This window comes from Streptomyces sp. HUAS TT11 (assembly GCF_051553595.1).
Lineage (GTDB): Bacteria > Actinomycetota > Actinomycetes > Streptomycetales > Streptomycetaceae > Streptomyces.
This window is the reverse complement of the sequence record NZ_CP196184.1, coordinates 9,015,844-9,041,202: the sequence shown is the minus strand read 5'-3', so window position 1 is coordinate 9,041,202 and position 25,359 is coordinate 9,015,844. Positions and strand designations below refer to the sequence as shown.

The 25,359-nt window shown below is 68.9% G+C and carries 24 protein-coding genes and 1 pseudogene; 10 read left to right on the top strand and 15 right to left on the bottom strand.

Going from position 1 to position 25,359, the window contains the following annotated elements; genetic code table 11:
• Window positions 1-7: 7 nt before the first annotated feature.
• Complete coding sequence (locus ACSHXN_RS40720) at window positions 8-409, bottom strand: YciI family protein (RefSeq protein WP_331269229.1); 402 nt, start codon at window positions 407-409, stop codon at window positions 8-10.
• Between the two features lie 560 nt (window positions 410-969).
• Between ACSHXN_RS40720 and ACSHXN_RS40715 the strand changes: the two are divergent.
• A pseudogene (locus tag ACSHXN_RS40715) lies at window positions 970-2,194 on the top strand (IS701 family transposase).
• Window positions 2,195-2,348: 154 nt separating this feature from the next.
• Here the strand turns inward: ACSHXN_RS40715 and ACSHXN_RS40710 are convergent.
• Together ACSHXN_RS40710 and ACSHXN_RS40705 are read right to left on the bottom strand one after the other, a co-directional pair.
• Window positions 2,349-2,819 carry a VOC family protein gene (locus ACSHXN_RS40710; RefSeq protein WP_356113708.1) on the bottom strand — a complete coding sequence of 157 codons (471 nt, stop codon included), beginning with the start codon at window positions 2,817-2,819 and terminating at the stop codon, window positions 2,349-2,351.
• 139 nt (window positions 2,820-2,958) lie between these two features.
• Window positions 2,959-3,669 (bottom strand): SDR family NAD(P)-dependent oxidoreductase, encoded by a 711-nt coding sequence (locus tag ACSHXN_RS40705; protein WP_355141758.1) that lies wholly within the window; start codon window positions 3,667-3,669, stop codon window positions 2,959-2,961.
• Window positions 3,670-5,321: 1,652 nt separating this feature from the next.
• Between ACSHXN_RS40705 and ACSHXN_RS40700 the strand changes: the two genes are divergently transcribed.
• Window positions 5,322-6,437: a PP2C family protein-serine/threonine phosphatase gene (locus ACSHXN_RS40700; protein WP_438306049.1), complete on the top strand. Its 1,116-nt coding sequence runs from the start codon at window positions 5,322-5,324 to the stop codon at window positions 6,435-6,437.
• A gap of 86 nt (window positions 6,438-6,523) precedes the next feature.
• On the opposite strand, the gene ACSHXN_RS40695 is transcribed toward ACSHXN_RS40700, so the two are convergent.
• Window positions 6,524-6,982, bottom strand: a complete 459-nt coding sequence (locus ACSHXN_RS40695) for a hypothetical protein (protein ID WP_356297252.1) — start codon at window positions 6,980-6,982, stop codon at window positions 6,524-6,526.
• A 470-nt stretch (window positions 6,983-7,452) separates the two neighbouring features.
• Between ACSHXN_RS40695 and ACSHXN_RS40690 the strand changes: the two genes are divergently transcribed.
• The 3 genes from ACSHXN_RS40690 to ACSHXN_RS40680 all read left to right on the top strand — a co-directional run bounded on the left by ACSHXN_RS40690 (window position 7,453) and on the right by ACSHXN_RS40680 (window position 9,029).
• Window positions 7,453-7,731, top strand: coding sequence for a hypothetical protein (locus tag ACSHXN_RS40690; RefSeq protein WP_355141764.1), 279 nt, complete (start codon window positions 7,453-7,455; stop codon window positions 7,729-7,731).
• Window positions 7,728-8,282, top strand: a complete 555-nt coding sequence (locus ACSHXN_RS40685) for a Uma2 family endonuclease (RefSeq protein WP_356297249.1) — start codon at window positions 7,728-7,730, stop codon at window positions 8,280-8,282. The genes ACSHXN_RS40690 and ACSHXN_RS40685 overlap by 4 nt, the downstream gene beginning before the upstream one ends.
• Before the next feature lie 357 nt (window positions 8,283-8,639).
• A complete protein-coding gene (locus tag ACSHXN_RS40680) occupies window positions 8,640-9,029 on the top strand; it encodes a LamG domain-containing protein (protein ID WP_356297268.1) in 390 nt (129 codons plus the stop codon).
• A 49-nt stretch (window positions 9,030-9,078) separates the two neighbouring features.
• Here ACSHXN_RS40680 and ACSHXN_RS40675 read toward each other — a convergent pair whose 3' ends face one another.
• On the bottom strand, window positions 9,079-9,927 hold the full coding sequence (locus tag ACSHXN_RS40675; RefSeq protein WP_356297247.1) for a helix-turn-helix transcriptional regulator: 849 nt from the start codon (window positions 9,925-9,927) through the stop codon (window positions 9,079-9,081).
• A 136-nt stretch (window positions 9,928-10,063) separates the two neighbouring features.
• On the opposite strand from ACSHXN_RS40675, the gene ACSHXN_RS40670 reads away from it, so the two are divergent.
• A complete protein-coding gene (locus ACSHXN_RS40670) occupies window positions 10,064-10,918 on the top strand; it encodes an NAD-dependent epimerase/dehydratase family protein (protein ID WP_356297244.1) in 855 nt (284 codons plus the stop codon).
• A gap of 787 nt (window positions 10,919-11,705) precedes the next feature.
• Complete coding sequence (locus tag ACSHXN_RS40665) at window positions 11,706-12,935, top strand: PP2C family protein-serine/threonine phosphatase (protein WP_356297241.1); 1,230 nt, start codon at window positions 11,706-11,708, stop codon at window positions 12,933-12,935.
• A gap of 317 nt (window positions 12,936-13,252) precedes the next feature.
• Here the strand turns inward: ACSHXN_RS40665 and ACSHXN_RS40660 are convergent, their stop codons facing one another.
• Genes ACSHXN_RS40660 through ACSHXN_RS40640 form a run of 5 tightly spaced genes read right to left on the bottom strand, consistent with a single transcriptional unit; the run spans window position 13,253 to window position 17,616 of the window.
• Window positions 13,253-13,873 carry an HPP family protein gene (locus tag ACSHXN_RS40660; RefSeq protein ID WP_355141776.1) on the bottom strand — a complete coding sequence of 207 codons (621 nt, stop codon included), beginning with the start codon at window positions 13,871-13,873 and terminating at the stop codon, window positions 13,253-13,255.
• Window positions 13,874-13,926: 53 nt separating this feature from the next.
• Entirely contained in the window at window positions 13,927-15,393 is a 1,467-nt protein-coding gene (locus tag ACSHXN_RS40655) for a glycosyltransferase family 87 protein (RefSeq protein ID WP_438306044.1), read from the bottom strand.
• Window positions 15,390-16,250, bottom strand: a complete 861-nt coding sequence (locus ACSHXN_RS40650; protein WP_356297235.1) for a methyltransferase domain-containing protein — start codon at window positions 16,248-16,250, stop codon at window positions 15,390-15,392. Before ACSHXN_RS40650 ends, ACSHXN_RS40655 begins: the two co-directional genes overlap by 4 nt.
• Complete coding sequence (locus ACSHXN_RS40645) at window positions 16,247-16,891, bottom strand: TIGR04282 family arsenosugar biosynthesis glycosyltransferase (RefSeq protein WP_355141782.1); 645 nt, start codon at window positions 16,889-16,891, stop codon at window positions 16,247-16,249. The genes ACSHXN_RS40650 and ACSHXN_RS40645 overlap by 4 nt, the downstream gene beginning before the upstream one ends.
• On the bottom strand, window positions 16,888-17,616 hold the full coding sequence (locus tag ACSHXN_RS40640) for a glycosyltransferase family 2 protein (protein WP_438306042.1): 729 nt from the start codon (window positions 17,614-17,616) through the stop codon (window positions 16,888-16,890). Before ACSHXN_RS40640 ends, ACSHXN_RS40645 begins: the two co-directional genes overlap by 4 nt.
• A gap of 113 nt (window positions 17,617-17,729) precedes the next feature.
• Between ACSHXN_RS40640 and ACSHXN_RS40635 the strand changes: the two genes are divergently transcribed.
• Together ACSHXN_RS40635 and ACSHXN_RS40630 are read left to right on the top strand one after the other, a co-directional pair.
• Complete coding sequence (locus ACSHXN_RS40635; protein ID WP_438306040.1) at window positions 17,730-18,452, top strand: response regulator transcription factor; 723 nt, start codon at window positions 17,730-17,732, stop codon at window positions 18,450-18,452.
• Entirely contained in the window at window positions 18,442-19,554 is a 1,113-nt protein-coding gene (locus ACSHXN_RS40630) for a sensor histidine kinase (RefSeq protein ID WP_438306038.1), read from the top strand. The genes ACSHXN_RS40635 and ACSHXN_RS40630 overlap by 11 nt, the downstream gene beginning before the upstream one ends.
• 97 nt (window positions 19,555-19,651) lie before the next feature.
• On the opposite strand, the gene ACSHXN_RS40625 is transcribed toward ACSHXN_RS40630, so the two are convergent.
• From ACSHXN_RS40625 to ACSHXN_RS40605, 5 genes are all read right to left on the bottom strand, one after another.
• Window positions 19,652-20,704 carry an NAD-dependent epimerase/dehydratase family protein gene (locus ACSHXN_RS40625; RefSeq protein WP_438306036.1) on the bottom strand — a complete coding sequence of 351 codons (1,053 nt, stop codon included), beginning with the start codon at window positions 20,702-20,704 and terminating at the stop codon, window positions 19,652-19,654.
• Between the two features lie 53 nt (window positions 20,705-20,757).
• Window positions 20,758-21,369, bottom strand: a complete 612-nt coding sequence (locus tag ACSHXN_RS40620; protein WP_355141466.1) for a hypothetical protein — start codon at window positions 21,367-21,369, stop codon at window positions 20,758-20,760.
• 72 nt (window positions 21,370-21,441) lie between these two features.
• Complete coding sequence (locus tag ACSHXN_RS40615; protein WP_438306536.1) at window positions 21,442-21,870, bottom strand: hypothetical protein; 429 nt, start codon at window positions 21,868-21,870, stop codon at window positions 21,442-21,444.
• Window positions 21,871-21,872: 2 nt separating this feature from the next.
• Window positions 21,873-23,009 carry a molybdopterin-dependent oxidoreductase gene (locus tag ACSHXN_RS40610; RefSeq protein WP_438306033.1) on the bottom strand — a complete coding sequence of 379 codons (1,137 nt, stop codon included), beginning with the start codon at window positions 23,007-23,009 and terminating at the stop codon, window positions 21,873-21,875.
• A gap of 259 nt (window positions 23,010-23,268) precedes the next feature.
• Complete coding sequence (locus tag ACSHXN_RS40605) at window positions 23,269-23,712, bottom strand: GtrA family protein (protein WP_438306031.1); 444 nt, start codon at window positions 23,710-23,712, stop codon at window positions 23,269-23,271.
• Window positions 23,713-23,925: 213 nt separating this feature from the next.
• On the opposite strand from ACSHXN_RS40605, the gene ACSHXN_RS40600 reads away from it, so the two are divergent.
• Entirely contained in the window at window positions 23,926-25,359 is a 1,434-nt protein-coding gene (locus ACSHXN_RS40600) for a molybdopterin-dependent oxidoreductase (RefSeq protein ID WP_438306029.1), read from the top strand.

Genomic DNA, 25,359 nt, shown 5'->3' with positions numbered 1-25,359 from the left:
GGGGTGTTCACAGCTCGGTGGGCGGGGCCGCCATGACTTGGCGCACTTCGATCGGCATGTTGAGCGGCAGTCCGCCCGGTCCGGGAGCGGCGGAGACGGCGGCGGCGATCTCGATCGCCCGCTGCTCGGTGTCGCAGTCCACGATCCACCAGCCGGCCACCCACTCCTTGGATTCCGGGAACGGGCCCTCGGTGACGACCGGCGCGCCGCCGCTGTGGGAGCGCACGATCCGGGCGGTCTCCGGCATGGCCAGGCCCTGGGCGTCGACCAGCTCACCGGCGGCGGCCAGGCCAGCATTGGTCTGCTTCATGAACTGGATGTGGGCCTGGATCTCCTCGGGCTTCCACTCGTCGAGCTTGGGGAAGTCGACGCTCTTCTCGCTGAACTGCATCAGCAGCATGTACTTCATGGTTCTGCTCCTCGTTCGTCGTGCCCGCCCCCGGGCGGGGGCTGTCACGGGTAGGTAGAAGCACGCCCGGCGTTTTCGACATCCTCGGCGGGAATCCGAGAAAAAAACTTAGCGGCCACCCCAAACGGGCGCGTCGCGACCCAGTGTGTAGAACCACCATCGCGGTTGATATCGCCCCGCGCACGATCTACGCGGCCATCCTGCGACTGGCCGGCACGAAGGCGATCGACGCCGTCTTGCTCCTGGAGCGGGTCTCCCTCGCCCGTACTGACCACCCAGGCGTGGCACCAGTTCGAAACGCCTCAGCTGAACCAGATCAGCTGAGACGGCCACGGGCATCCACTTTCCTCGGACCAGATCACCTGAGATTCCTTGGCGCCTCCGCGTCTCACTTGATCTGGTCGCTCCGGGTCTGAGCCGGTTCCGCGGACCAGATCCTCTGCGACGGGACAGCGGGTACGGCCGCCGTTGATCATCGGTGTGTGAAGACAGAAGATCAGACGGCGACCGCGGGCCACAGCATAGATCCCGGCCGCTGGCAGGAGACGTTCGAGGTCCTGATGGGCCGTATCACGGGACAGTTCGTCCGGGTGGAACCACGGCGCCGGGCACGGGCGTTCGTGCTCGGATTGCTGTCCGACCTGCCACGCAAGAACTGCTGGACGCTCGCCGAGCACGCTGGGGACGCAAACCCGTACGGCTTGCAGCACCTGCTGTCGAGGGCCAAGTGGGACGCTGACGCGGTACGCGACGACATCCGTGGCTTCTTCGTCGTCGGGGAACTGCACGACACCGCGGCGGTGCTGGTCGTCGACGAGACTGGTGACCTCAAGAAGGGCACCGCCACGGTCGGTGTGCAGCGCCAGTACACCGGGACCGCAGGACGCATCGAGAACAGCCAGGTCGCCGTCTATCTCGCCTACTCCACCCGGCGCGGACACGCGGCGATCGACCGGGAACTGAATGTCCCCCGTTCCTGGACCGAGGACACGGCACGCTGCCAGGCCGCCGGGATACCCGACACTGTCGGCTTTGCCACGAAGCCCGCACTCGCCGCTCGCATGATCGGCCGCGCCCTGGACGCCGGCGTCCCCGCGTCCTGGGTAGCCGGCGACGAAGTCTACGGAGGCGACCCGCACCTGCGGACCGCACTGGAGCAACGGCAAGTCGGTTACGTACTCGCCGTTGCCCGTGACCACCAGGTCGCCACCCACGCAGGGAAGTTCCGCGCCGACACCCTGGTCAAGAGGCTGCCGAGGGGGGCCTGGCAGAAACTCTCCGCCGGAACCAAGGGCCACCGCTGTTACGACTGGGCCCTGGCCGACATCGCCGACGACCGGCCCGGCCACCACCAGCTGCTCGTGCGCCGCAACCGGCGCACCGGTGAACTCGCCTTCTACCGCTGCTATTCAGCCACCCACGTGTCGCTGTCCACCCTGGTGCAGGTCGCCGGACGCAGATGGACGGTTGAGGAGACCTTCCAGTCCGGCAAGGGCCTGGCCGGACTGGACGAACATCAGGTCAGACGCTGGACGTCCTGGCACCGCTGGGTCACTCTCGCGATGCTCGCGCATGCTTTCCTCGCTGTCGTCCGCGCCGACGAACACGCCCGCCATCCCGGGCCGGACGAGCTGATCCCGCTCACCTGTCCAGCGCCTGTTCAACGCGCTTGTCGTCCGGCTCGTCCACGACACGGCCCACCGGCTCCTCTGGTCCCATTGGCGACGTCGCCACCAGGCCCGATCCCAGACCAGCCACTACCAGCAACAAGCCGCTCGAGCATGAAGATCGCGATCTACAGCTGGAGGGTTAGGAGCATTTGTGCTCGGTGCCGGGATCTGACCGCTTAGCTCTGGCGGTGCTTCGCTGAGGGACGGAAGGGTTGGCCGCCATCCGGGTTGGCCACGACCCGTCGCGCCCTTAGGTGGCTCGCGTGGCATCAGCGGCCGGGCAACCGCTGCGTGATTTCCTGGAGTACCCAGCCGTTGCCGTCCGGGTCGCTGAAGGTGGCGAATGAGCCGTAGGAGGCACGCTCGGGTCGGGGGCCAGCCAGTCGCTGCTGCCCCTGGAGCCGATGGGTGATTTCTCCGTCCTCGTGGCCGTGGTAGAAGAAGTCGGCGTCGTGGAAGATCTCACTCACCTCGATGCCGCGATCGATGAGCCCTGCGCGTGCCTGCTCAATGTCGGAGACGACCAGGTACAGGCCCTGGGCTGAGCCAGGTGTGGCGGAGGTGACCCCCTTGCCGAAGATGATGGAGCACTCGGAGCCGGGCGGTGTGAGCTGCACGCCGCGCCAGTCCTCGTTGGCGGCTTTGTCGAGGTCCAGGCGAAATCCCGCCTTCTCGTAGAAGGCCTTGGCCCGGTTGACGTCGGAGACGGGCAGCACGACGGCTTCGAGTTTCAGATCCATGGGTATGTTCTCACCTTCAAATGTAGACCGGTCGTCTATTGAATGCTTATCATCCCGAGCGCTGGGAGTTTTTTGTCGCCATTCCGAACAGGACGTGGCCCCGGTAGATCGGGGAGTGGCCGACAGGCGAGCCTTAGGGTCAGTGGCCAGCGATCTGGCCGCCGTCGACGTGCAGGATCTCGCCGGTGACGAACGGGGCGCGCTCGAGGTACATCGCCGCGTCGACGACATCGCTCACCTCGCCCATGCGCCCCACCGGATGCAGACCGGCGAGCGCGTCCCAGTACCCCTCGGTCATGGGGGTCATGATGGCACCCAGAGCGATGGCGTTACTGCGGATACCGCGAGTGGCGTACTCGATCGCAAGGGCCCTGGTGGCGGACTGCAAACCGCCCTTGGTCAGCGCTGCGAGTACGGAGGTCACGTTGGAATCGGCCCGGTCGGCCAGGGTGCTGGTGATCTGTACGACGTGACCACTGCCCTGGGTCAGCATCTGCTGAATCGCGAGCTGGGTGATCTGGAAGAAGCCGGTCAGGTTCACGCCGAGTACCGCGTCGTACTCGTTTCTGGAGAAGTCGGTGAACGCGTTGGAGATGAAGATCCCGGCATTGTTGACCAGCGTGTCGATGCGACCGAAATGCTCGAGGCCTGCGGCGATGATGGACTCGGCGGTGGCACGGTCGGCGATGTCGCCCTGGACGGTGAGGATCTCGGGGTCCAGCGGCGCTGCAATGGACCGCGAGGTGGCGACGACGGCGTAGCCGAGTTTGCGGTAGGCGATGACCAGCCCGGCTCCGATGCCCTGCGAGGCACCAGTGATGACTGCGACCTTCCGAGTCTGGGTGCTCATGATGGTCCCTTCGAAGCGTGGATATGCTCGTAGATTAGGCGACCGGTCGTCTACACGCAAACAGGGCCGGCGCCGGAAGGACTGCCGGACTACCACCGTCCCGCCCCGGCCACGCCCTACTGCGCCCACCCGCGCATTCCTGTGCCGCGGTCCCCACATCCGTCGCGTCCAGGGGCAAGGGAGCCCGCCGGTAGACGCCTGTGGGCCCGTCAACCATATCGAAGGTCCTGACCGAGACCGGCAAGCAAGAGGCCTGGGCGGTCGCCGTATGCGTGCGGGGTGACGGGCTACCGTCTCCGGTCAACTGCGCAGAATCCAGCTGGCGTTGAGCGGTAAAGAACCTGCCGGGTTGACACCGCCGGTGCCGGCCTGATCGACACACGGCGGCGAAGGGCGCTTCCCGCGATCCTCACCTTCGTCCTGCTCAGCACATGTGGGACCTGCAACGACCACTTCCCCTCCCTGGTCCTCGCCTCCGACCGGGCCATCACCGATGATGTGCTGGGGCTGGGCGCCGTCTCCGGCCGCTACATGGCACAGATCACCCGCAGCAGCTGCGGTGCTGATCTCGGCCCCCGTCGCAGGCCTGTATGTGTGCTTCCAACGGCAGTTCATCCACGGCATGCTCTCCGGGGCGGTCAAGGGCTGCGACACAGGCCCTGGCCACATGTTCAGCAGCCGTCCCCTGATCCGCGCGCACCGGCAGGGCCGTCAGCAGCAGGCGACGGCGGGAGTGCGGCACGCGCGCACTGAGCTTGCCCTCGCGCCAGCTCGCCTAGTCATGCGTCGTGGGCCCTAATGCGAGGGCGGACCGCGCTGCGGCGGTGGGAATCATGGACAGCTCCTCGTACATGAAGCATTGAACGGGCGGGTACGGCCCGCAGCGGCGTTGCTGCTCCGGCCTGCCCGGGATCTTTCGACAGGTCGCTGCACGTTGCTTGGAGTCTGCGGCAGTACGGCTCCGCAGTTGGCAGTGGGAACGTGACCGTCACGGGCGCTCGTCCGACCGCATCACGGTCGAACACGCCCTGGCTGACCACAAACGCTGGAAGCAACTGGCCCGCTGGACCCGCCGACGCGACCGTCTGCCCAACACCTACCGCGCCATCGCCGACCTCGTCTTTGACCGCACCGTCACCGCATCAAACAGCCCCCAACCAGACCAGGCACACCTCACCCGCTATCGCGCACCAACTCGTTATGCCAGTGCCGAGCGACGGCAGACAGTTTTACCCGACCAAACCGGCAGATAAACTCCACTAAGCTTGAAAAAGTAAGCAAATGTTTTGATATAGAAGAAATATCTATGAAACGGGCAAAAGTTACTGTGCCTGAGACGGCAAACAGCGAGATCAGATGCGTAGCAGGGTCGAGCCGAGCGGACCGCTTTCCTTACCGAACCGCCGCTCCGCGAGCAATTCGTCCCCGCGGAGCGTTCCCTCATCTCGTTCAGAAGCCCGGGCACAGCCCACGCTGCGGCGCCTAGCGCACCTCCCACCAGTGGCTGCGTGTCCTGGGAAACCAGTCGGTCTGCCATCCTCGCCGCCCACCACAGGAAGTGACCCTCCATGTCCCCCGTTCCTGCCGCCACCATGGATCCCGCCGCCTTGAGGGTTGCCCGTCTGCTCCCCGCGTTCTTGATCCTCGGTGGCATGGCTGCCGATCTTTTCGCTCCCGAGCCGTATATGGGTTTGCCGTTGCTGGCCGCCGCGCCCCTTGTGGGGTGTGTCGTCATGCGTTTCCGGACAAGCATCGGTGTCGCTGTTGCGGCCTGCCTCGCCAGCATTGCCATCGATCTATGGATCGGTCGTCCACCGCCCGCGACGCTGGTGGACCTGGGAGTAGTCGGTCTGATCGGCTTCATCGGCCTGTGGGTCAGCGACGTGATGTCTCGGCAGCGCGGCCACTTGACTGTGGCGCGCGACATCGCGGAAGCGACACAGCGCGCAGTTTTGCCCTCGCCGCCCGGCCGTGTGGGGTCCTTCAGCGTCGCCGCCCGCTACGAGCCTGCTCAGGCGGAGGCCAGACTCGGCGGCGACCTCTACGCGGTCCAGGAGACACCCTTCGGGCTGCGCGCCATCGTGGGTGATGTTGTTGGTAAAGGCATGGGCGCCGTACCTGCCGTCTCCGCCATCCTGGGCACCTTCCGCGAGGTCGCAGAATCCGCTCCCGACCTCACTGTGCTGGCACAACGTCTGGATCACGCCCTCGAGCGAGACTGCCACGCCAATGAAGAGGGCGCCGAGTGCTGCACCACGGCCTTGCTTGTCGAATTCCCGGCCAGCGGTGGCACCGTCACGCTGCTCTCCATGGGCCACCCCCCGGCGTACCTTCTCCACGCTGGGAAGGTCACTCAACTGGAGCCGGCAACGCCCGAGCCACCGCTCGGCACCGGCCTGCCCGAGGCCGCTCAGGGCAGCACCCCGGACGCCTTCGCCCTGCCTCCTGACGCCACCGTCCTGATGGTGACTGACGGCGTACTCGAGGCCCGCAACCGGCACGGGACCTTCTACGACCCCACAGCAATGCTGGCACGACGCACCAGCGCGCACCCCAAGGACATCGTCGACGCGCTCGTGCGAAGCGTCTCGCGGTGGACCGACGGCGAACGCCAAGACGATCTGGTCGTGCTGGCACTTTCCCACACCCCGGCAAGCCATCAGGAGGCGGACCTTCCGGTCCGGAGGCAATGGACGCCAGCCCCGTCGCCGGCGCTGGCACCCAACACATCACCTTCACCCACTTATCGGACCGAGCAAAACTCCTGACGGCCGATGGTGGGGTCGTATTCTCGGGCGCCGAGGTGGGTGAGGCCGGTGGGGGTGTGTCCTGGATGCCGTTGGCTAATCCCTTGTCACGCAGCCGCGTGCCGACGGCGGGTTGGGGGCCGCGGGGGTTGTCGAAGGGGTCGAGATGGCGGCGCGTGATGGCGTGGGTGGTGGCGTCGACGGCGGGATCGTGGGCGTCGGTGACGACCGCGACTGGTCACGGCAGCGACCCAGACCGTCCCCCCGCAAGGTGCGGAGCCCTGCACCTCGAAGACTCCCTCCACCTGCCAGCCGAGCAGCATCGCCCGCTCGTCCTGGCCCAGCAGCGGCCGCTGCTGGGCCACAAACCGCTCGAGGACGCTGGAGCCGTCCGCGAGCGGGTGCTGCAGCACGAAGTGGTCGATGGTGTCGATGGCGGTCGCCTCGTCCAGGAAGCCGAGCCGGTCCGCTGCCTCATCGAGCCGGGCATCCAGCCGCCGGGCAAAACGCGGACTGTGCGCGTAGGCCACCAGTTCGCCCTTGAGGTCCCCGCTGCGTGCCACCAACGTGGCAACATAGGGCGACACCGTGGGGGTGGGGGGATCCCTGTGTACTGACGGATCTCAGTGGTACGGCCGAGCGTGTTCATCGGGGTCGTGGTGGCAATGCCGCCCTGTGGCGGGGTGACGGTGGTGCGGTCGCCTCCATTGGCGGTAGAGGTCGTCCACGTCTTGCTGCCTATGGGAGGCGGATCACCTCCGTAAAGCGCGATGACAGCATTCATACAGGTTGGATTGGAGAGCGAAGCCTTCGCTCTCCCGGGTTCAAAGCGCATCCCTGCATCGTCGAAGATCTGAGTGATCCAGTCGTGCTGGCTGCCGGTACAGGAGGACGCGCACTGGCGGTCATCCCGTCATCTCCGACGATGATGAAAACTCTTCTGACCTGCCATTTCATCCTTGACCATTCCTTTCGGTCGGCCCCCAAGTGCAAGTGTCGACTTGAAATGAATCGGGCTGTCCGGCAGGCTGTGTGCATGACCGACGCACCCCGAACACGCGCCCCGCTCGCCGAGCTGAGCGAGGTGCAACGGCGCCGACTCGACCAGGCACAGGGTGCCATTGAGAAGGCCCTCAGGAGGGTCGCGATCCGGCGTGAGGAGTTTGCTGACTTGGCCGCGCAGGTCGCTATTGGCCTGGGACGGGGCGGGGCGTCCGCCGTTGCCCGGCATTTCGGCTGGACTCCGCAGCACGCGTCCGCACTCGTCGCCGCCTACAGGGCAAAGCAGGCCCCCGAGGGGGGGAACGTCGCATGAGTGCAGCCGCCGACTACGAGATGGGCATTGACCCCGAGCGGGCCCTGAAGTACGCCGTTCAACACATGCGTGGCGACCGCGTCGAGATCATCGAAGGAGCCATCGAGCCCGTGTCACCTACCTGGGATCACGAGGCGGCAGCCGAGGCCATCCGTGACCAGATCAAGCCGCGGGTGCGGGAGCTGGACTGCGTCACCGGCTCGGGAAATCTGGACCTTCCTGGTTCGGCGAACTGGTACGTGCCCGACATCGCCGTGGTGCCGCTCGACGCCGCCAAGGGTGGCGGCGCCCTACTGCCCGATCAGACGCTTCTCGTGGTCGAGGTGACGTCGGAGTCCAACGCGGACACGGACCGTATCGTGAAGCGCCGTCGGTACGCTGAATACGGGGCGCCGCTCTACCTCCTGGTCGACCGGATGGAGCGCAGCGTCACCCTGTTCTCGGATCCCGGGCGCCTCGGCTACACGAAGGCGGACGGACCGCACCCCTTCGGCGCGAGGCTGCAATTGCCCGCTCCGTTCGGAATCGACTTGGACACGAGCAGCCTGTAGCCGCAAGGTCCGCACCCCCGGCGCGTCAGTTCTATCCCGCTGAGATGCAGGCGCCGCGTCCGCACCAGTCAGGATGCCGAGGGCGGGCTCCAGCCCGCTGTCCAGAGGGCGACCACGGCCACCGACACCTCCGCTGGCCTGAACCTCACCGGCGGCACCGGCGCCACCTGGGACACCGACGACAACGACTTCTTCTCTCCTCCAACCTCGCCCTGGACGGCGCCACCAGTGCTATGACCTCAAGCGCGGCACTGTCGCTGTCGAGCCCCTTCAGCCTGTCGGCCTGGGTCAAACCCGCCGCCGTCGGCGGCGTCATCGCCTCCCAGGACGGCGTGCACAACTCCGGCTTCCTGCTCTATCCCCCAGTCCAACAAGGAATGGTCATTCTGCCTCGCCACCTCGGATGCCACCCGCGGGTATGACTGCATCGCCGGCGGCAGCGCCATCATCGGCCAGTGGACCCACCTGACCATCACCTACGACCCCACCAGCAAAGCCATGACGCTGTACGTGGACGACCGGCCGGTGGCCCGCGGCTCCCACACCGCGGTCTCCGGCTTCACCGGCAAGTTCACTCTCGGCAACGACCTTTCCAACGACGTGCGCGCCTCCTTCTTCCGAGGCAACCTCGCGGACGTACGGGTCTGGAACGGGGCCGCGCTCACCAGCTCCCACGTCGCCACCATGGCCAACGTCGTCCTCCGAACGCAGGAAGATCATCCCTTGGGTGGCCCAAACCTAGTGTGATCAGTGCGCGGAGACGCCTCGCATTCTGCACTTATGGGCCCCGCACGGGTCAGGAGCTCGTCGGCGTCAGATCCTGCAAGCCCACCACCCGCAGCAACTGCAAGCGCTCGTACGACTCTGTGCCCGGGCGGGCCGTGTGGATGACGAGCTGCTGGTTGTGGTCGGAGTTGACGAGGATCTCGCAGTCGAGTTCGAGGATGCCGATCGCAGGGTGCCGGAAGCGTTTCGTGGCGGCGCGGCGTACGGCGACCTCGTGTTCGTCCCAGAGGTGGGCGAACTCCTTGCTTGCGGCGCATAGTTCGGCGACGAGGGCGGCGGGTTCGGGGTCCGTGGCGCGGGCCGAGGCCACCGCTCGCAGGCCGGCGACCTGCTCGCGGGCGCGCTCGGGGCGGTCCTCGGGCGGGAACAGCTCCTGGGCCGCCGGGTCCAGGAAGAAGCGGCGGATCATGTTGCGTTCTCGGGGCGGGCGGGCGAGAGCGTCTCCGCTCAGCGCCCGCGACAGCGCGTTTTGGGCCAGGACCTCGCCGCAGTCGGTCACTACCATCGCCGGGGTGTCGTGCAGCCGGTCCAGTACCAGGAGCAGGCCCGGGCGCACGTGCGTGCTGGTCGCCTCCCGGCGCGGCGGCTCTTCACCGGTGAGGTGGAAGAGGTGGTCGCGTTCGTCCTCCGTCAGGCGCAGGGCGCGGGCCAGCGCGGTGAGCATCTGGCGGGACGGGCGCGGGCCCCGGGACTGTTCCAGCCGCGTGTAGTAGTCCACGGACATGCCGGCCAGCTGGGCCACCTCCTCGCGGCGCAGCCCTGGCGTACGGCGGCGGGCGCCGGCCGTGAGACCCACGTCGGAGGGGTCCAAGCGGGCACGAGCGCGGCGCAGGAAGTCGGCGAGTTCGGCTCGGTTCACCTCTCCAGGGTGCGGGACGCCGGCCAGCTTATCCAGGGACTCCCGATCCCCTGATGAGGAGGTCTCTCCCGGTCGTCCCCGCATCCGCCGAGGCTGGTCATCAACGACAGGCGACACAGTGCGTGAGGAGCACATCATGCTGACCTTGGTGACCGGTACGACGGGACAGGTTGGACGCCGCTTCGTGCCGAGGCTGCTGGTCCAGCGACAGCCGGGCGAGCAGGTGCGGGTCCTGGTGCGGGACGCGGCCCGTGGCCAGCGCTTCGCGGAGCTGGGCGCCCAGGTCGCCGTAGGAGATATGCGCGATGAGGAGACACTCGGCAAGGCGCTCGCCGGCGTGGACGCCGTCGTAAACGTCGCCGCCTCCTTTCGCGGGGTGCCGGACGAGGAGGCGTGGGCCGTCAACCGGGACGCCGCGGTGGCCTTGGGCCGCGCCGCGCAGGCCTCCGGCGTGGAGCGGTTCGTGCAGGTCAGCACGAACAATGTGTACGGCGTCGGACGGGGCCGCCCGCTGACCGAGGAGGACGAGTGTCGGCCGGGCGGCGCAATGTGGGGCGCCTACCCCGAGTCCAAGGCCGAGGCCGAGCGCGAACTGCTCGCGCTCAAGGGCATGGACGTACGCATCGGGCGGCTCCCCTTCGTCTACGGCGAGGGCGACCCGCATCTCGCCAACTCCCTGCATTGGGCCGCCCGTTGGGCGCCGCACCAGCGCCTGCAGATGGCCCACCACGCGGACGTCGCCCAGGGCCTGATGCGTCTGCTGTACGCGCCGGGTATCGCCGGCCGGATCTACAACATCGCCGATGACGCTCCCGTCACGACGGTCGAGCTGTACCAGCTCAACGGCGTCGAGGTGCCCGCCGGGGTCCACGAGCTCACGGACCCCGACCCGTGGTTCGGGATCGTGTCCAACCAGCGGATCCGCCGGGAGCTCGGCTTCCGGCCGATCTACCCGAGCGTCTGGACGGCCCGGGACGCTGGAGCCCTGTGACGGTCACTGCGCCAGGTCAGTCCACCCTTGTGATCCGCCCAACCAACCTCCGGCTGCGGGACGCAGAGGCGGTGACATCGGCTCTGCTCCGCGTGCTGCTGGTGACAGGTGGCGCGCCGTATCGGTGACAATCACTGTGCTTCGCCTGACTGAAGCCGCAGTTCGGCGGATGCCGGTGGTGACAGCTATCGTGCTTCGGCTCACATGGCCCCAAGCCTCTGCTCGTTGGGGAGTGGATGTGCGGGGAGTGCGGCACCGTGCACGACCGCGATCACAGCGCAGCGCGCAACGTCCTGTTCGAGGGACGCCGTATCGTCGCCGCCGGGCGGACGGAGATGCCAAACGCCTGTGGAGTGCCGGTAAGACGGGCGCACTTGCCCGCACAGCGCGTTGAAGCAGGAGGCCTCCGGAAGGATCACGCGATCTAGGCCGGAACCACTGGACGTTAGGCCAGGGAGCACGTCAATGCGCCTGCGTCCTGTGCGACGTCAGCCCGGAGCGCCGACGCAGCGACCTGCGGATTGTGCTCGACGCGCGCGATCCGGCCTCGCCCGCGTTCACTTGCGAACTGCCGTATCCGAGCCGGCTGCCACAAGTCGGGCCCCGACCGGAGGCAGTCGGGGCGACGGGGCATGCACAGGCTGTCAACTGCTCATCGGACCGGTTGTTGGCGCACTGCCAGGCCGCGTCTGCGCCTGTGCGGGTGGGGCATCGGCAGCCAGGCGTGCTGGTAGCAGTCTTGTAGATTGGAATCCGGGGGGCATATAAGGCCTGCAGGTGGTCGGTGATGATGCCCGAGATCAATTTCGAAACATTGTTCGATGCGGCACCGAGTCCTTACCTGGTTATGGACCGGAACCTTGTGATCGGCTACGCCAATCGCGCTTATATACAGGTCACTGGGCGTGCCAGGGGAGAACTGGTTGGTCGGTCTGTCTTCGATGTGTTCCCGGACATCCGCGCGCACACGACCATCGACGGCGTGAGCCCGGTCAAGGCTTCACTGCTTCGCGTTCTTGACTCCGGCGAACCGGATCCGCTGACCTTGCAGAGGTACGACATCCTCGCCCCTGGCAGCCGGGACACATACGAAGAACGCTGGTGGTACGGGGCCCATGTCCCGGTTCCGGGACCGGACGGCACCGTGCAGTGGATCATCCAGCAATCCGAGGACGTCACCGATTACGTCCTCGCCCGCCGCCATGGCGCACTGCCCAGCATCCAGGATGAAGCCGTGGAGGCGGACCTGTACAACCGCACACGCGAACTGCAAGGGTGCAACGATCAGCTGCGCCGGGCGCATGCTCGGGAACGCGAGGTCGCGGTCACGTTGCAGGAGGCCATGCTCGAGGACCCCGACCTTTCTCGGCACGACAATGTCACTGTCCGCTACATCCCCGCGGTCCAGTCCCTGCACGTAGGCGGAGACTGGTTCGACGTGGTCGACGTGCCACCCGACCGGTGCTCGGTGGCGATCGGCGATGTTGTCGGACACGGGTTGCAAGCGGCCGCACTCATGGGCATGCTCCGCAGTGCACTCAGCGGTGCGAGCCGCGCCGTCCACAGCCCGGCGGGCGCGCTGGAAGTGCTGGGCCGTTACGCGGAGTCCATAGACGGCGCGCTGAACACCACCGTCGCCACCGCGCTCGTCGACGCGCGCCCCCGAAGGATCATCTACAGCGTCGCTGGGCACCCACCGCCGGTGCTGATGCATTCCGACGGGCGCTTCGAGCTGTTGGATCAGGCCACCGGGCCGCCTCTCGGTATCGCACCTCTGCACCTTCCGCGCCCGCAGGTGAGCGTCGACTACAGGCCGGGCGACACCCTGGTGATGTATACCGACGGCTTGATCGAACGACGCGGTCGGGACATCGACGCGGGCCTGGCCCTGATGATCGAAGAGCTTGTCCGCTGCTGCACCCTCGGCCACGAACAAACCGCCGATGCTCTGCTCGACTGTATGGAGGTCACCCACGGCGGTGACGACGACATCGCGCTTATCGTGGTTCGCCTCTGAGCCTGGTGTTTGAAACCCCGCGAAGATCACTACTTGATGAGGTTCGTTGTTCGCCTGACAAAGGGCACGGCCGCCCGTGATTCTTCGGAGTGTCGAGCTTCGAAGTGTCACAGAACGGCCGTGTGAATGCGTGTGCTGGATGAGGTCGCCTGCGTCGGCGTTTCGCCGGGATCTCTATGACCGTTTGGAAGCGCGGGACGAAAGTTGCTCAAGCGCTCGCCGTCGCTCTGGGGCCATGGGCCTGAAACGTTGTGACGATCGAGAGAATCCGCCCCCAGAGGGGGCCAACTTTTCAAGAATCACTACTGATCCGCTCTTCAGCCGTCGCCGACAGAAGCCGGAGGGGCTGAGAAGCGGGACACGACAGCGACCCCGACAAAGAGGAGCACGAGCCCAGTCAACATGCCGTACAAAGGCGGCCCAGGGCGGGCTAGCCCTGATGCGATAAGCAGCGCGGTGGACGCGGCCGGCGGATGATTGGCATTCAGGAGAACGAGCAGCAGGATTGTCATCCCTACTGCCAAGGTCTGGGCGGCGATCTGGCGCCAGTTGTCGCGGTGCAGTTCGATAGCAGACGGATGATGCCACAACCCAAAGGCCGCTAGGCACACCAAACCGCTGGCGGTCGCGCACGCGTGGCCAAGAAGGCAGCAACGAAGCCGAGCAGATTCTGACTGCGGATGAACAAGCAGCAGGTACGCCGTCGGGCCGATAGTCGTGGTGAGCAGCACCCAGCCGATAGCCTGGCCGACAGCGCCGACGCCTGCAATGAGGGCGACTGCCAACACGAGCAACCTGGCTCCTGACCGCAGTCGCGTGCGAAATCGACTCTCTTCCCATTGCTGTGGAGAACCGCGAATCCTGCCTACCCCCATCGTGATCTCCTGGTCACTCTGGCCGTCGGTGACTACCACAGATTCCGTCTCGTCGACGGCCATCTTAATTCAGCACGCCTTTGCTCTGCCTACCTCAACAGTCCCCGTTTACTGTCTCATGTGCCCTGCGGAAATCCGCTGTAGAGGCGGTCGAGAAGATGCCGTGCCGGGGCAGTGCGCAGGCAGGCTCCGAGAGTGACGGATACGGCGGCCGTGCCGTACGCCCAGGCCTGGAGGGGGAAGCCGTGCGAGGGGGAGCCGCCGAGGTAGAGGGCGGTGCCGGCCATGGTGACGGTCAGCCACTCCCACCGGCCGTCGAGGGCCACCAGGCCGACGACGAGCAGCGAGTACCAGGGGTAGTTGGGTGAGACCAGCAGCAGGGCGGTACCCGTCAGCACCAGGGCGCCGCGCCAGGGTCGGGCCGGGTCGCCGCGCCACCACACGTACAGGGCGGTCAGGATGAGCAGCACGATCACCGTCACCCCTGCGGCGGCGTCCGGCAGCAGCAGTCGCAGCAGGGCGAAGCGGTGCACGTCACCCGCTTCGTAGCCCTCCTCCTGGAGGTAGCCGGGCAGATAACCGAGGACGCCCGCCCCGGAGGCGATGACGTAGGGCAGGTAGGCGAGCGCGAACACGGCGATCGCGGCCGACACCACGCGTGCCAGCTGTGCAGGACTGCGCCGGCCGGACAAAGCGCCGGGCAATACCAGGACGGGCAGCAGTTTCACGGCGATCGCGGCGCCGAGGAGGGCGCCGCGGCGGGTCCCCGCGGTGGCGGTGCCGAGAGCCAGCACGGTGAGCAGGACGCCGAGGGTGTCGATGTGAGCGTTGTTGACCGCCTCGAAGGGGACGGCAGGGCACCATCCCCACAGGGCGGCACGGGCGGGGGCCCGGCGGGGGTCGCCGCGTCGGCGGCCCACGGCGAGCAGGGCGAGGGTCGTGCCGAACGCCAGGACGGCGCCGCCGACTTGGAGCGGCTTGTGGCGGCTGCCGGACGGCGAGAGGGCGTGCACACCGAAGAACCAGCCCTCGGCGACGGGCGGATAGATGGTGGGAACGGTGGGACGGTTGATGCGGACGCACAGGCCGCTGTCCGTACGGGTCAGTCCCCAGCCCCGGCACGATCCTCCGGTGGGGAACAGCCAGTCGTCGCGCAGCTTGGCTAGTTCGGGTGCGGCGGGCGGGTAGGCGTACGGGGAGATGCCGGCCGCCTGGACCCGGCCGTCCCAGGCATAGCGGAACATGTCGTTGCTGGTGCGGGGCGGCGCGGCGAGGGCGGCCAGCGCAATGGCGGCCGCACCGGTCAGAACCAGTCCGGTCGCAAGGCGCGTCGGGGCCTTGCGCACGGCCCACACCGCGGCGGCGAACAGTGTCCAGGCGATGCCGTACCCGGCCAGCAGGCGGCCGGGGGCGCTGTGGTTGTGGCCGGCGCGGACGGTGGCGTAGACAACGGCGGTCAGCGCGGTGAGCAGGACTGCTGTGAGGGCGACGCTGACACGGGCTGCTGTGCGGTTCACGGGCGCTCCGGCCCGGCCGGGCATCGGCTGGGGGGATTGATGCTGCGGGGCAGCGGTGTCGCTCATGGCTGTTCGGTCCTTCCGCCGGCCGAGGCGCGCGCGTCGTGCCGACTGGACCGTGGCCGGTGCAGTTCGACGAACGAGCGGCCTTCGTCATCCCACCGGCCTGTCAGGATCCAGCCCACGGCTTCGGCGGTGTGCAGCAGGGCGGTGGTGCCGAGCCGTGCCCAGGGGAAGGGGCGGCCGTGTCGGCCGTGGGCATCCTCGACCCGGACGGTGAGCCGCTCGTCGACGTCGTGCGGCGCGGCTTCCACAAGCAGGCGTCCGCCGGGCGGGACCGCGGTGCGCAGGCGGGCCAAGAGGGCGACCGGATCGCCGCCGATTCCGAGGTTGCCGTCCATCAACAGGATGGTGCCCCAGCGGCCTTCCCCGGGAAGGCGATCGAACACGGACCGGCGCACGGCGGCGCCCCCGCGCTGTCGGGTCCGGGCCACGGCGGCCGGGCTGACGTCCACGCCGAGCGCGCGCACGCCCGCGGCAGTCAGGGCGGCCACCAGTCGTCCGGGCCCGCAGCCGACGTCGAGAACGGGGCCGGTGCACCGGTGCAGAACACCGGTGTCGGCGGCGTCGGGTTCGGCACACCACCGTTCGACGTCCAGCGGCAGCAGTTCCCCTTCCCCTCCGGCGGCGCCCCTGTCGGCCGCCGGCCGCAGCCGACGCAGGAAGAGCGGGCCGCGTCCGGTGCGCAGGGCGTGGGCGTAGGGGTCGTCCGTCCACGGCTCGCCCGGCCTCGGGCGGGCCGCGGGATGCGGCTGCGCAGGGAGCCGGGCGGGCCTCGCCATCACCGTCTGACTACGCCTGGCGGCGGTCTGCGTCGTCCATCGGGCGATGGCGGGGTCCGTGCCGCTCGTCGTACCGCTCATCGACCGGCCTCCGCGAGCGAGTTCAGCGTGGCGGCGAAGCGCGAGCCGGGGGGACAGCAGGCGGCGACCGCGACGGCGTCCGCGGCGGTGTCCACATCTCGGAGTACCGGCAGATCGCGCACGGCCAGCCCCGCCTCGGCCAGTCGGCGCCGCTGCACCGCCCCGGTGCGGTCGGTGGACATCGGCACACCCGGCACCAGAGCCGCGGCGCGCGAAGGGTCCGCGAGGCCGAGCGCCCAGAATCCCCCGTCCGCGGCCGGGCCGAACCAGGCGTCGTTGCCGTCGTGTCCGACGCCCCTGAGCAGGTCTGCGGTGAACTGGGGGGTGTCCATGCCCACGAGGAGGGCCGGACCGCGGTCGCAGTGGGCGAAGGCTGCCGCGATCCGCTCGTCCAGGCCGCCGGATCCCTGGGGCACGATGTCGAAGCCGGGAGGCAGCCAGGGTCCGGGAGCACCGTCGAGAACGAGGACGCGTCGCCGGGCAGGGGTCGTGAGCACCGTGTGCAAGGTGTCGGCGAGAGCGGCCTCGGCGAGAGCGGCCGCCTCCTCGGGGGTGTACGGCGGGGTGAGCCGGGTCTTGACCCTCCCGGGAACGGGAGCTTTGGCGATGACCAGCAGCGTGGCCGGGTGGGGGCCGCTCATCGTCCGGCTCCTCTGGCTGTGTGCGTGTGCACCCGGTCGGTGGCGGGAGGTTCGGCAAGGACGGCGCGCATGTCCTGTACGGCGTGCCAGGTGCCGCGCCAGGTGCCGGTGACCTTCGACCGGCCGGTGCGCGGACGGTAGGGCACGTCCGTCTCCTTCACCTGCCAGCCTGCGTCGGCAGCGCGGACCAGCATCTGCAGCGGGTAGCCGGAGCGCCGGTCGGTCAGGTGCAGGGCGAGCAGCGGTTCGCGGCGTGCAGCGCGCATCGGGCCGAGGTCGTGCAGCCGCAGTCCGGTCCGCCGGTGGACCAGGCGGGCCAGCTCCAGATTGGCGAGGCGGGCGTGCAGAGGCCAGGCACGGCGTGTGACGGGTCTGCGGCGGCCCAGCACGAGGTCGGCGGCGCCGTCGAGGACGGGCCCGGCAATGGCGGGCAGCAGCGCCGGGTCGAGGGACGCGTCGCAGTCGCAGAAACACACGACGTCGGCCGTGGCGGCGGTCAGACCCGCGTGGCAGGCGGCGCCGAAGCCGCGTCGCGGCTCGTGGACCACATGCGCTCCGAGGGCTCGGGCGATGTCCGCCGAGCCGTCGGTGGAGCCGTTGTCGACGACGATCGCGCGCCAGCCCGAGGGGACGCGCTCCAGCACCCAGGGCAGGGCCTCGGCCTCGTCGAGGCAGGGCAGCACCACGTCCACAGGAGCGGGCGAAGAGGGGGATGTCTCGGTCACCCCCCTCACCTTACGGAGACAAAAGCGACATAAGGGCTTTGGCGATCTTACGGAACTCTGACGCCCGCCCGCGCTTCCAGCCACCGTCGAACCCTGGTGCGAGACTCAGTGACGTGAAACGCGTACTCGTCGTGGACGACGACCCCACCGTCTCCGAGGTCGTCGCCGGATATCTGGATCGAGCGGGATTCGCCGTGGACATGGCCGGTGACGGCCCCACGGCCGTGACCCATGCCCGGGTCCGGCCGCCCGATCTGGTGGTGCTGGACCTGATGCTGCCCGGCATGGACGGCCTGGAGGTCTGCCGCCGCATCCGCGAGAACGGCCCTCTTCCGGTGATCATGCTGACGGCGCGCGGTGACGAGGAGGACCGCATCCTCGGCCTGGAGGTCGGAGCGGACGACTACGTCACCAAACCCTTCAGCCCCCGTGAACTCGTCCTCAGGGTGCAGTCGGTACTGCGTCGCACCGGAGCACTGGCCGCAGCCCCCGCCTCAGGGGCCGCGTCCCGGCTGCGCACCGGCTCCCTCGAGCTGGACCCCGACGCCCGCCGCGTCACCCGCCGCGGCACCGAACTCCCCTTGACCATCCGGGAGTTCGACCTGCTGGAATACTTCCTGCGCAACCCCGGGCAGGCGACGAGCCGCGAGGAGCTGATGCGGCGGGTGTGGGGCTGGGAGTTCGGCGACCTGTCGACCGTCACCGTCCACGTCCGACGCCTGCGCGAGAAGATCGAGGACGACCCCGCGCGCCCCCGGCTGATCAGCACCGTGTGGGGCGTGGGCTACCGCTTCGACACTCCGCTGGAAGAGGACGGAGCCGACGATGCTGCGTGACACTCTCCTCATCGTGGCCTACGCGGCCATAGGCGCTGCGGCAGCAGGGCTTCTCGGCATGGGCGTCCTGCGGCTGCTGCGCAACCGCTCGGTGACGCTGTCCCTCGCGGTGGTGGCCGCCGTCACGGTCGCGGCGATGCTCGCCGGAACGATGCTGGTGGCCTGGGCCATGCTCCTGTCCGACCACGACCTGTGGGTCGTGACCATGGTCTGCTCCATCGCGGCGGTCGTCTCCCTCTGCGTGGCCCTGGCACTCGGCCGCGGGGTCGTACGCGGCAGCCGGGCCCTGACCGAGGCCACCCGCGCCCTCGGCGACGACGGCAGTTTCACCCCGCCCGCCGCCGCACCCACCGCCGAACTCGCCGAACTCGGCCGCGAACTCGCCGCCACCAGTGTCAAGCTCGCCGCCTCCCGGGAGCGGGAGAAGGCCCTGGAGGACTCCCGCCGCGAACTGGTCGCCTGGATCTCCCACGACCTGCGCACCCCGCTCGCCGGACTGCAGGCCATGACCGAGGCCCTGGAGGACGGCATGGTCGACGACCCCAGCGTCTACCACGCCCGCATCCGCGCGGAGGTGGCACGGATGACCGCGATGGTCGGGGACCTCTTCGAACTGTCCCGCATCCAAGCCGGAGTCCTCGCCCTCAACACCACCCGGATGTCCGTCTACGACCTCGTCGACGACGCGCTCACGGGGGCCGACGCCCTGGCCAGGGAGCACGGCGTACGGATCATCGGCGAAAGGGTCGAGCCCGTGCCCATCGAGGTCGACGGCCGCGAGATGTCCCGAGTACTGGCCAACCTGCTCACCAACGCGATCCACCGGACGCCCACCGACGGCACCGTCGCCGTCACCGCCCACCGGGAAGAGAACAGCGTCGTCGTGTCGGTCACCGACGGCTGCGGCGGCATCTCCCCCGAGGACCTGCCCCGCGTCTTCGACACCGGCTGGCGCGGCACCAACGCACGCACCCCACCGGCCGGAGCAGGGCTCGGACTGGCCATCGTGCGGGGCATCGTGGAGGCCCACCAGGGGCGGGCAGCGGTGTGCAACGTCCCCGGCGGCTGCCGCTTCGAAGTCCGCCTGCCCGCCGCCGTCTGAAAAGCCCACAAGAGGAGGACCCGTCCTGACGGCGATGCGGACGGGCCCTTCCTCGTTCGGCCGGGCCCGAGAACCGGCCGTTCACCCAAAAGGATTGTCAGACAGCGCGCAGTGGGGCCGTGGCGAACTCCGCCATTCCCTCCCGGAAGGCGACCCGCGGCTTCCAGGCGAGTTCCTCGCGCAACCGGCGCGAGGAGGCGGTGATGTGGCGGACGTCGCCGAGCCGGTACTCCCCCGTCACGACCGGTGGCCGCCCGCTGTGCGCCTCGGCCAGCGCGGCGGCCATCTCGCCCACCGTGTGCGGTTCGCCGCTGCCGACGTTGTACGCCCGCGCGCTTCCTTCCGGGAGGCCGGACAAGCCGTCCAAGGCGGCGAGGTTGGCCTCGACGACGTCCCGCACATGCACGAAGTCCCGCCTCTGCCCGCCGTCCTCGAACACGCGTGGCGCCTCACCGCGCTCCAGCGCGGACCGGAACAGCGAGGCGACACCCGCGTAAGGGGTGTCCCGTGGCATCCCGGGGCCGTACACGTTGTGGTATCGCAGTGCGATCGTCCGCCCGCCGACGGCACGCGCCCACGCGGAGGAGAGGTGCTCCTGCGCGAGCTTGGTCGTGGCGTAGACGTTGCGTGGATCAAGCGGGGCGTCCTCGCCCACCAGCCCCGGGACCAACGACTCACCGCAGCTCGGACACGGCGGCTCGAAGTACCCGGCCTCCAGATCGGCCACCCGGCGCGGCCCCGGCCCCACGACACCGTGCCTGGGGCACTCGTAGCGTCCCTCTCCGTAGACCACCATCGAACTCGCCAGCACCAGGCGCCGCACCCCGGCCTCGGCCATGCCGGCCAGCAGTACCGCGGTGCCCAGGTCGTTGCATCCCACGTAGGCGGGGGCGTCGGCAAAGTCCTTACCGAGTCCGACCATCGCCGCCTGGTGGCAGACGGCGTCCACGCCCCGCAGGGCCTCGGCCACGACCGCCGCGTCGCGGACGTCCACGTGCCGGAACTCCGCCCCGTCCGGGATCGGCGGGGGCGTGCGGTGCGCGGTGGGCAACAAGGCGTCGAGCACGCGCACCTCGTGCCCGGCGCCGGTGAGGGCGGCGACGACATGCGAGCCGATGAAGCCCGCGCCTCCGGTGACCAGGATCAACATGCCACCGACGGTACGGTCGCAGGCCCGCGGCGCGAGCGCACGGCGCGGGCGCGTCAGAGGTTCGTAAGACCTACGGACGCGGTCCGGGGCGTTCTGAGGCGAGGGGCCGCGACGGTCAACAGGCCGAAACCCACGGCGAAGCCGAGCATGGTGACCACGCCGCGCGGCCAGAAGATATGGCTGTCGACGAATGACCAGCAGGCAGCCAACACGACGATGGCACCTGGTAGCACCCGCGCGCCGTGCCGCCGCAGAAGAACGGCACATGTGGCGAGCGCGGCGACCGCCAACGCGTAAACCCCTGCCCGGCCGAGTGCGTCACCCGTCGCGAACAGCCGCCCCACGCCACCGTGCGCAGGTGTGGCCGCCACCGTCCCTGCGGAGATGCCGGCCACCGCGTCCAGCCCCGTGTAGTAGGCGGCATAGCCGAGGCACCCGATCCAGGCGAGTACGGTCAGAGCACCGTCGACATCGCGGCCCGGCCTCCCCCACAACGGCACCAGCAGCCCCAGGACCAGGAAGGGGAAGGCAGGCAGCAGAACAATGTGAAGACCGGCCCAATGACCGGCCGTCGCCGCCGTCAGGTGGCGCGGGTGCATCGCCCCCGCCGCGGCCAGCAGGAGTGGCGGGCCGGTCACCAAGGCCGTCGTCCGAAGGGTTCGCATCGCACCACCGTACGAGCGCACCGAGCCGCCGCCGGCCCTGCAGCAGGCATGTAAGACACCTGTAAGGATGCTCTATCGTTCGGAGTTCTGGAGGGCCTGTCGAGACGGCCTCCGTCGCTTGCGACGAACAACTCGCGCGGCCGTCACAAGGACCGCCACCGCCACCACCCCCACCAGCGCGAGCAGCCAGTTGCGGAGATAATCCAGAGGCAGAACCGAGGAGTTGGCCGGCTTCCCCGGGCGCAGCAGCACCGGCAGGGCGACCGCTGTCAGGGCCCCCGCGACCAGCAGCGCGCCACGCACCGGCCCGCGCACACCCCCACGGACCAGGACCCATCCCATGAGCAGCACCAGTGGTGCGATCAGCGCGTCGTGCAGTACCACCGCCCCACCGAGCCACACCAGGACACCCGCCAGGTCACGCACGTCCAGCAGCAGATGCACGCCCACGCCCGACAACACCAGCCCGGCCGCACACGCCAACAGCCGCGCCAGGTTCATCCTCATGACAGCACCTCCAGTCGGCCGACCCACTTGGTCTGCAACACACCGGGCCGGTTCGGGGCGATGAGACGCACCGGGTATCCGTGGTCGGGGGACAGTTCCTCGCCGTTGAGGTGCAGGGCCAGCAGGGTCAGCGGATCGCGGGCGTGTTCGTGCCCCATCTCGGAGACCCGGTAGCCGCCCCGGGTCTGAAGCGAGAGCACCCGTACTCGCGCATGCGGCGGGGCACCCGCAAGCTCCAGGAGGTCCACGACCCGTACGCCCGTCCAGTGCGCCGACTTGCTCCACCCCTCCACACAGGCGATCGGCAGCTCCACCTCATGCTGTGGCAGGCCGCGCAGCTCGTCCAGCGTCAGCGTGTACGGCCTCGGCCCGGCGACCGTCAGGCGGTAGCGCTCGGCCGGAATCGATCCGACTCCGGCCGCGACGGCGGTCCGGTTGACCGGCAGGCCCTGCGGACCGTGGTCCGGATGGCGCGGGGCGAGCAGGTCGAGGTCCTTCAGGGGGGTGAAGGACTGACCCACGGTGGTCACGGTGACCGCGCCGACCGCCGCCGCCACCACGGCGAGGAGCGAGCGGCGGTCGGGACCGTCCTCCACCGGCAGGGCCGAGGTGCCCGGCGACCGGCGACTCCAATGGGCCCGGATCTCGGGAGCCTTGACCGCGATGTGCAGGAGCAGGGCTCCGGTCACCAGCCAGGCCGCGGCGTAGTGCACCGGTACGAAGGAGAAGGGCCACGGATACCACTGCGCGGTGTTCAGCAGGCCCGTGGCCACTTCGAAGAGGGCCGCCCCGACCAGCACGGCCACCGACAACCGCTCCAGGGCGTGCCGCACCGACCGCGCCGGAGGCCAGGCGAACAGCCGCGGATAGACCGTCCACAACTTGGCGAACAGCAGCGGGATCGCCGCGATACCCGAAGCGACGTGCAGCCCTTGGGTCAGCCGGTAACCCCACACCGGACGGCTCGGCAGATCATCGGCGGCCCAGCTGGGCGGATGCTGCAGCACATGGCTGATCAGGCCGGTGACGAAACACACGACGAAGGCGAGACCCAGCCATCTGCCGATCGAAGTCGCCGTGCGCGGGTCGTGCAGCCTGCCCCGGAACACCGGCGGAAACGTACGCGATCTCATACCTCCCATCACAGCCATCCGGAGGCCGCCCGGGAATGCCCGAGCCCCTTACGGAACACGAACATCGGGGCCGGGGCCGACGTGCACCGACGAGCGGACCCGTCTGTGCGTGCGGATCCTCAGGTGACAAAAGTGCTGTTCACCGGCGCGGCGTGGGCGGTGAGACGGGTGCCGTCCGGGGGCGGGCGCTCAGCGGCGGAAGCAAGCGGCGCAATGGTGCGTGTGGGCAGGGATGCCGGCCGCATCCGGCGCGAGGGAGTCATCGGTGGCGGTGTCTGAAGACGACCATTCGCAGGACGGTGAAGCGCACCACGGTCACCAAGGCGAAGCTTGGCGCAAGCACCAGGGTCTCCGCTGCCGGTGAGGCGGTGGGCCGGAAGTGGCGGAAGAGCAGGACAGCGCCCGAGGTGATCAAATACGCCAGGACGAACAGGCCGCCTGCGGCGAGATGTGCCTGGAGGGCCCGGACCGCGGACCCGCGAAAGGTGAGTCGGCGGTTGGCCTCCGTGTTGAGGACGGTGACGACAAGAAGGGAGGCGAAATTGGCCAGAATGGGCGACGACCAGTGGCGCAGAACCCAGTACAGCGAGGCCTGGGCACCTGTGGAGGCAACACCAATCACGACGAACCAGAACACTTCCCTGGTCAGTGCGGGGCGGCCCGGCCGGGTGGAGGCGCTGTGCTGTGCGGTGAGACGTCGCACTCCGCCATCATGAGGCCACCGTGCGACCCGTCGAGCCAGGCGGAGCGCCGGTTCCACCGTTCGGCTGGCAGTGAACACCCGCATGCACGCCAGGCACGGAAAGCCGACCCGGTCTGTGCCAACTTGTAGCTGCCGACTTAACGGGCACCGGTGGCTCGGTGGGGTTCAATCCCCCGCTTTGAGAGTCGGCCTGGGACAGAGGAGACGGCCGATATGGGCAGTGGCGGACGGCCGCCGGCCGCCAGCTCCGGCGAGCCGCGGCGCCCGAGATCGGACGAGGGCCATGCGCGGGGGCGCCTGCAACGCGTTCGCGCTGCCGTGGCGGCGCAGGCCACCAAGGGGACCGCTCGTACGCGGGCCCTCGTGCGGCGGGTCGAACGGACTCCTGCGCCTCCGGGGCCGTTTCGTCCCGGCTTCTGGCGCAGTCCCCTCCGCGGGCCCTGGCTGACGTCCGTGTTCGGCCTGGTGCTGCTGATCGGCATCCCACTGATCTTCGTCACCGGGATGCTCTCCTACGTCTCCTACAACCCGGGACTCGACCGCATCAACGATCAAACCCCGGACAAGGGCCTGCTGGGCTTCTACCTCTTCGCCTGGCCCACTCATCCGTACTGGCTGTACCGGCTGACCCAGGGCATGCACGTGACGCTCGGCGTGGTCCTCGTGCCCGTGCTGCTGGCCAAGTTGTGGTCAGTGATCCCGAAGCTGTTCGAGTGGCTGCCCGTCCGCTCCGTCGCCCACGGACTGGAGCGGTTGTCCCTGCTGATGCTGGTCGGCGGGGTGATCTTCGAATTCGCCACCGGCATCATCAACATCCAGCTTTTCTACGTCTTTCCCGGCTCCTTCTACACCCTGCACTTCTACGGCGCCTGGGTGTTCATCGCCGCCTTCGTCGTCCACGTCAGCCTCAGACTCGGCCGGATGATCCGTGCCCTGCGCTCCCGCAGCCTGGCCGTGGAACTGCGCACCGACCTCGCCCACACGCGGCCGGAACCCCCGGACCCCGACGGCCTGGTTCCGACCACCCCCGCGCCGCCGACGATGACCCGGCGCGGTGCTCTCGCCATGGTGGGGGGCGGATCGCTGCTCCTCCTCGTGGTTACCGCAGGACAGAGCATCGGTGGCTGGCTGCGCAGCACCGCCCTTCTCGCGCCGCACAACCGTGCTCCGGGCAGCGGCCCGAACGGCTTCCAGATCAACAAGACGGCAGCTTCCGTCGGCGTCGCTCCCGTGCACGTCGGCCCCGGCTGGCGGCTGGAGATCCACGGCCCCCGCAGGGCGCTTGTCTTCACTCGTGCACAGCTCCTGGCGATGCCCCAGCATGCCGCCGCACTGCCGATCGCCTGCGTGGAAGGGTGGTCCACTCCCAACCAGCAGTGGAGGGGCCTTCGGCTGGCCGACCTCGCCGCCCTGGCGGGCCTTCCCGACGCCGGAAGCGTCCTGGTGCAATCCGTCCAACCCCCCGGCCCCTACAGCTCGGTGGTCCTGCGGGGCAATCAGATCCACGACCTTCGATCGCTTCTCGCCCTGCGCGTCAACGGCGCGGACCTCTCACTCGACCACGGCTACCCGGCCCGCGTCATCGTCCCGGCCAACCCCGGCGTGAACAACACCAAGTGGGTGCACCGGCTCACCTTCAGGACGTGA

Bases quoted from the DNA above. Each gene is read 5' to 3' on its own strand.
- ACSHXN_RS40645 (WP_355141782.1), bottom strand. From the start codon at position 16,891: ATGAGCGGCCCCCACCCGGCCACGCTGCTGGTCATCGCCAAAGCTCCC.
- ACSHXN_RS40650 (WP_356297235.1), bottom strand. From the start codon at position 16,250: ATGAGCGGTACGACGAGCGGCACGGACCCCGCCATCGCCCGATGGACG.
- ACSHXN_RS40685 (WP_356297249.1), top strand. From the start codon at position 7,728: ATGAGTGCAGCCGCCGACTACGAGATGGGCATTGACCCCGAGCGGGCC.
- ACSHXN_RS40620 (WP_355141466.1), bottom strand. From the start codon at position 21,369: ATGCGAACCCTTCGGACGACGGCCTTGGTGACCGGCCCGCCACTCCTG.
- ACSHXN_RS40600 (WP_438306029.1), top strand. From the start codon at position 23,926: ATGGGCAGTGGCGGACGGCCGCCGGCCGCCAGCTCCGGCGAGCCGCGG.
- ACSHXN_RS40720 (WP_331269229.1), bottom strand. From the start codon at position 409: ATGAAGTACATGCTGCTGATGCAGTTCAGCGAGAAGAGCGTCGACTTC.
- ACSHXN_RS40660 (WP_355141776.1), bottom strand. From the start codon at position 13,873: ATGGCCGTCGACGAGACGGAATCTGTGGTAGTCACCGACGGCCAGAGT.
- ACSHXN_RS40700 (WP_438306049.1), top strand. From the start codon at position 5,322: ATGGCTGCCGATCTTTTCGCTCCCGAGCCGTATATGGGTTTGCCGTTG.
- ACSHXN_RS40705 (WP_355141758.1), bottom strand. From the start codon at position 3,669: ATGAGCACCCAGACTCGGAAGGTCGCAGTCATCACTGGTGCCTCGCAG.
- ACSHXN_RS40655 (WP_438306044.1), bottom strand. From the start codon at position 15,393: ATGAGCGACACCGCTGCCCCGCAGCATCAATCCCCCCAGCCGATGCCC.
- ACSHXN_RS40690 (WP_355141764.1), top strand. From the start codon at position 7,453: ATGACCGACGCACCCCGAACACGCGCCCCGCTCGCCGAGCTGAGCGAG.
- ACSHXN_RS40670 (WP_356297244.1), top strand. From the start codon at position 10,064: ATGCTGACCTTGGTGACCGGTACGACGGGACAGGTTGGACGCCGCTTC.
- ACSHXN_RS40610 (WP_438306033.1), bottom strand. From the start codon at position 23,009: ATGAGATCGCGTACGTTTCCGCCGGTGTTCCGGGGCAGGCTGCACGAC.
- ACSHXN_RS40615 (WP_438306536.1), bottom strand. From the start codon at position 21,870: ATGAACCTGGCGCGGCTGTTGGCGTGTGCGGCCGGGCTGGTGTTGTCG.
- ACSHXN_RS40630 (WP_438306038.1), top strand. From the start codon at position 18,442: ATGCTGCGTGACACTCTCCTCATCGTGGCCTACGCGGCCATAGGCGCT.
- ACSHXN_RS40710 (WP_356113708.1), bottom strand. From the start codon at position 2,819: ATGGATCTGAAACTCGAAGCCGTCGTGCTGCCCGTCTCCGACGTCAAC.
- ACSHXN_RS40665 (WP_356297241.1), top strand. From the start codon at position 11,706: ATGATGCCCGAGATCAATTTCGAAACATTGTTCGATGCGGCACCGAGT.
- ACSHXN_RS40625 (WP_438306036.1), bottom strand. From the start codon at position 20,704: ATGTTGATCCTGGTCACCGGAGGCGCGGGCTTCATCGGCTCGCATGTC.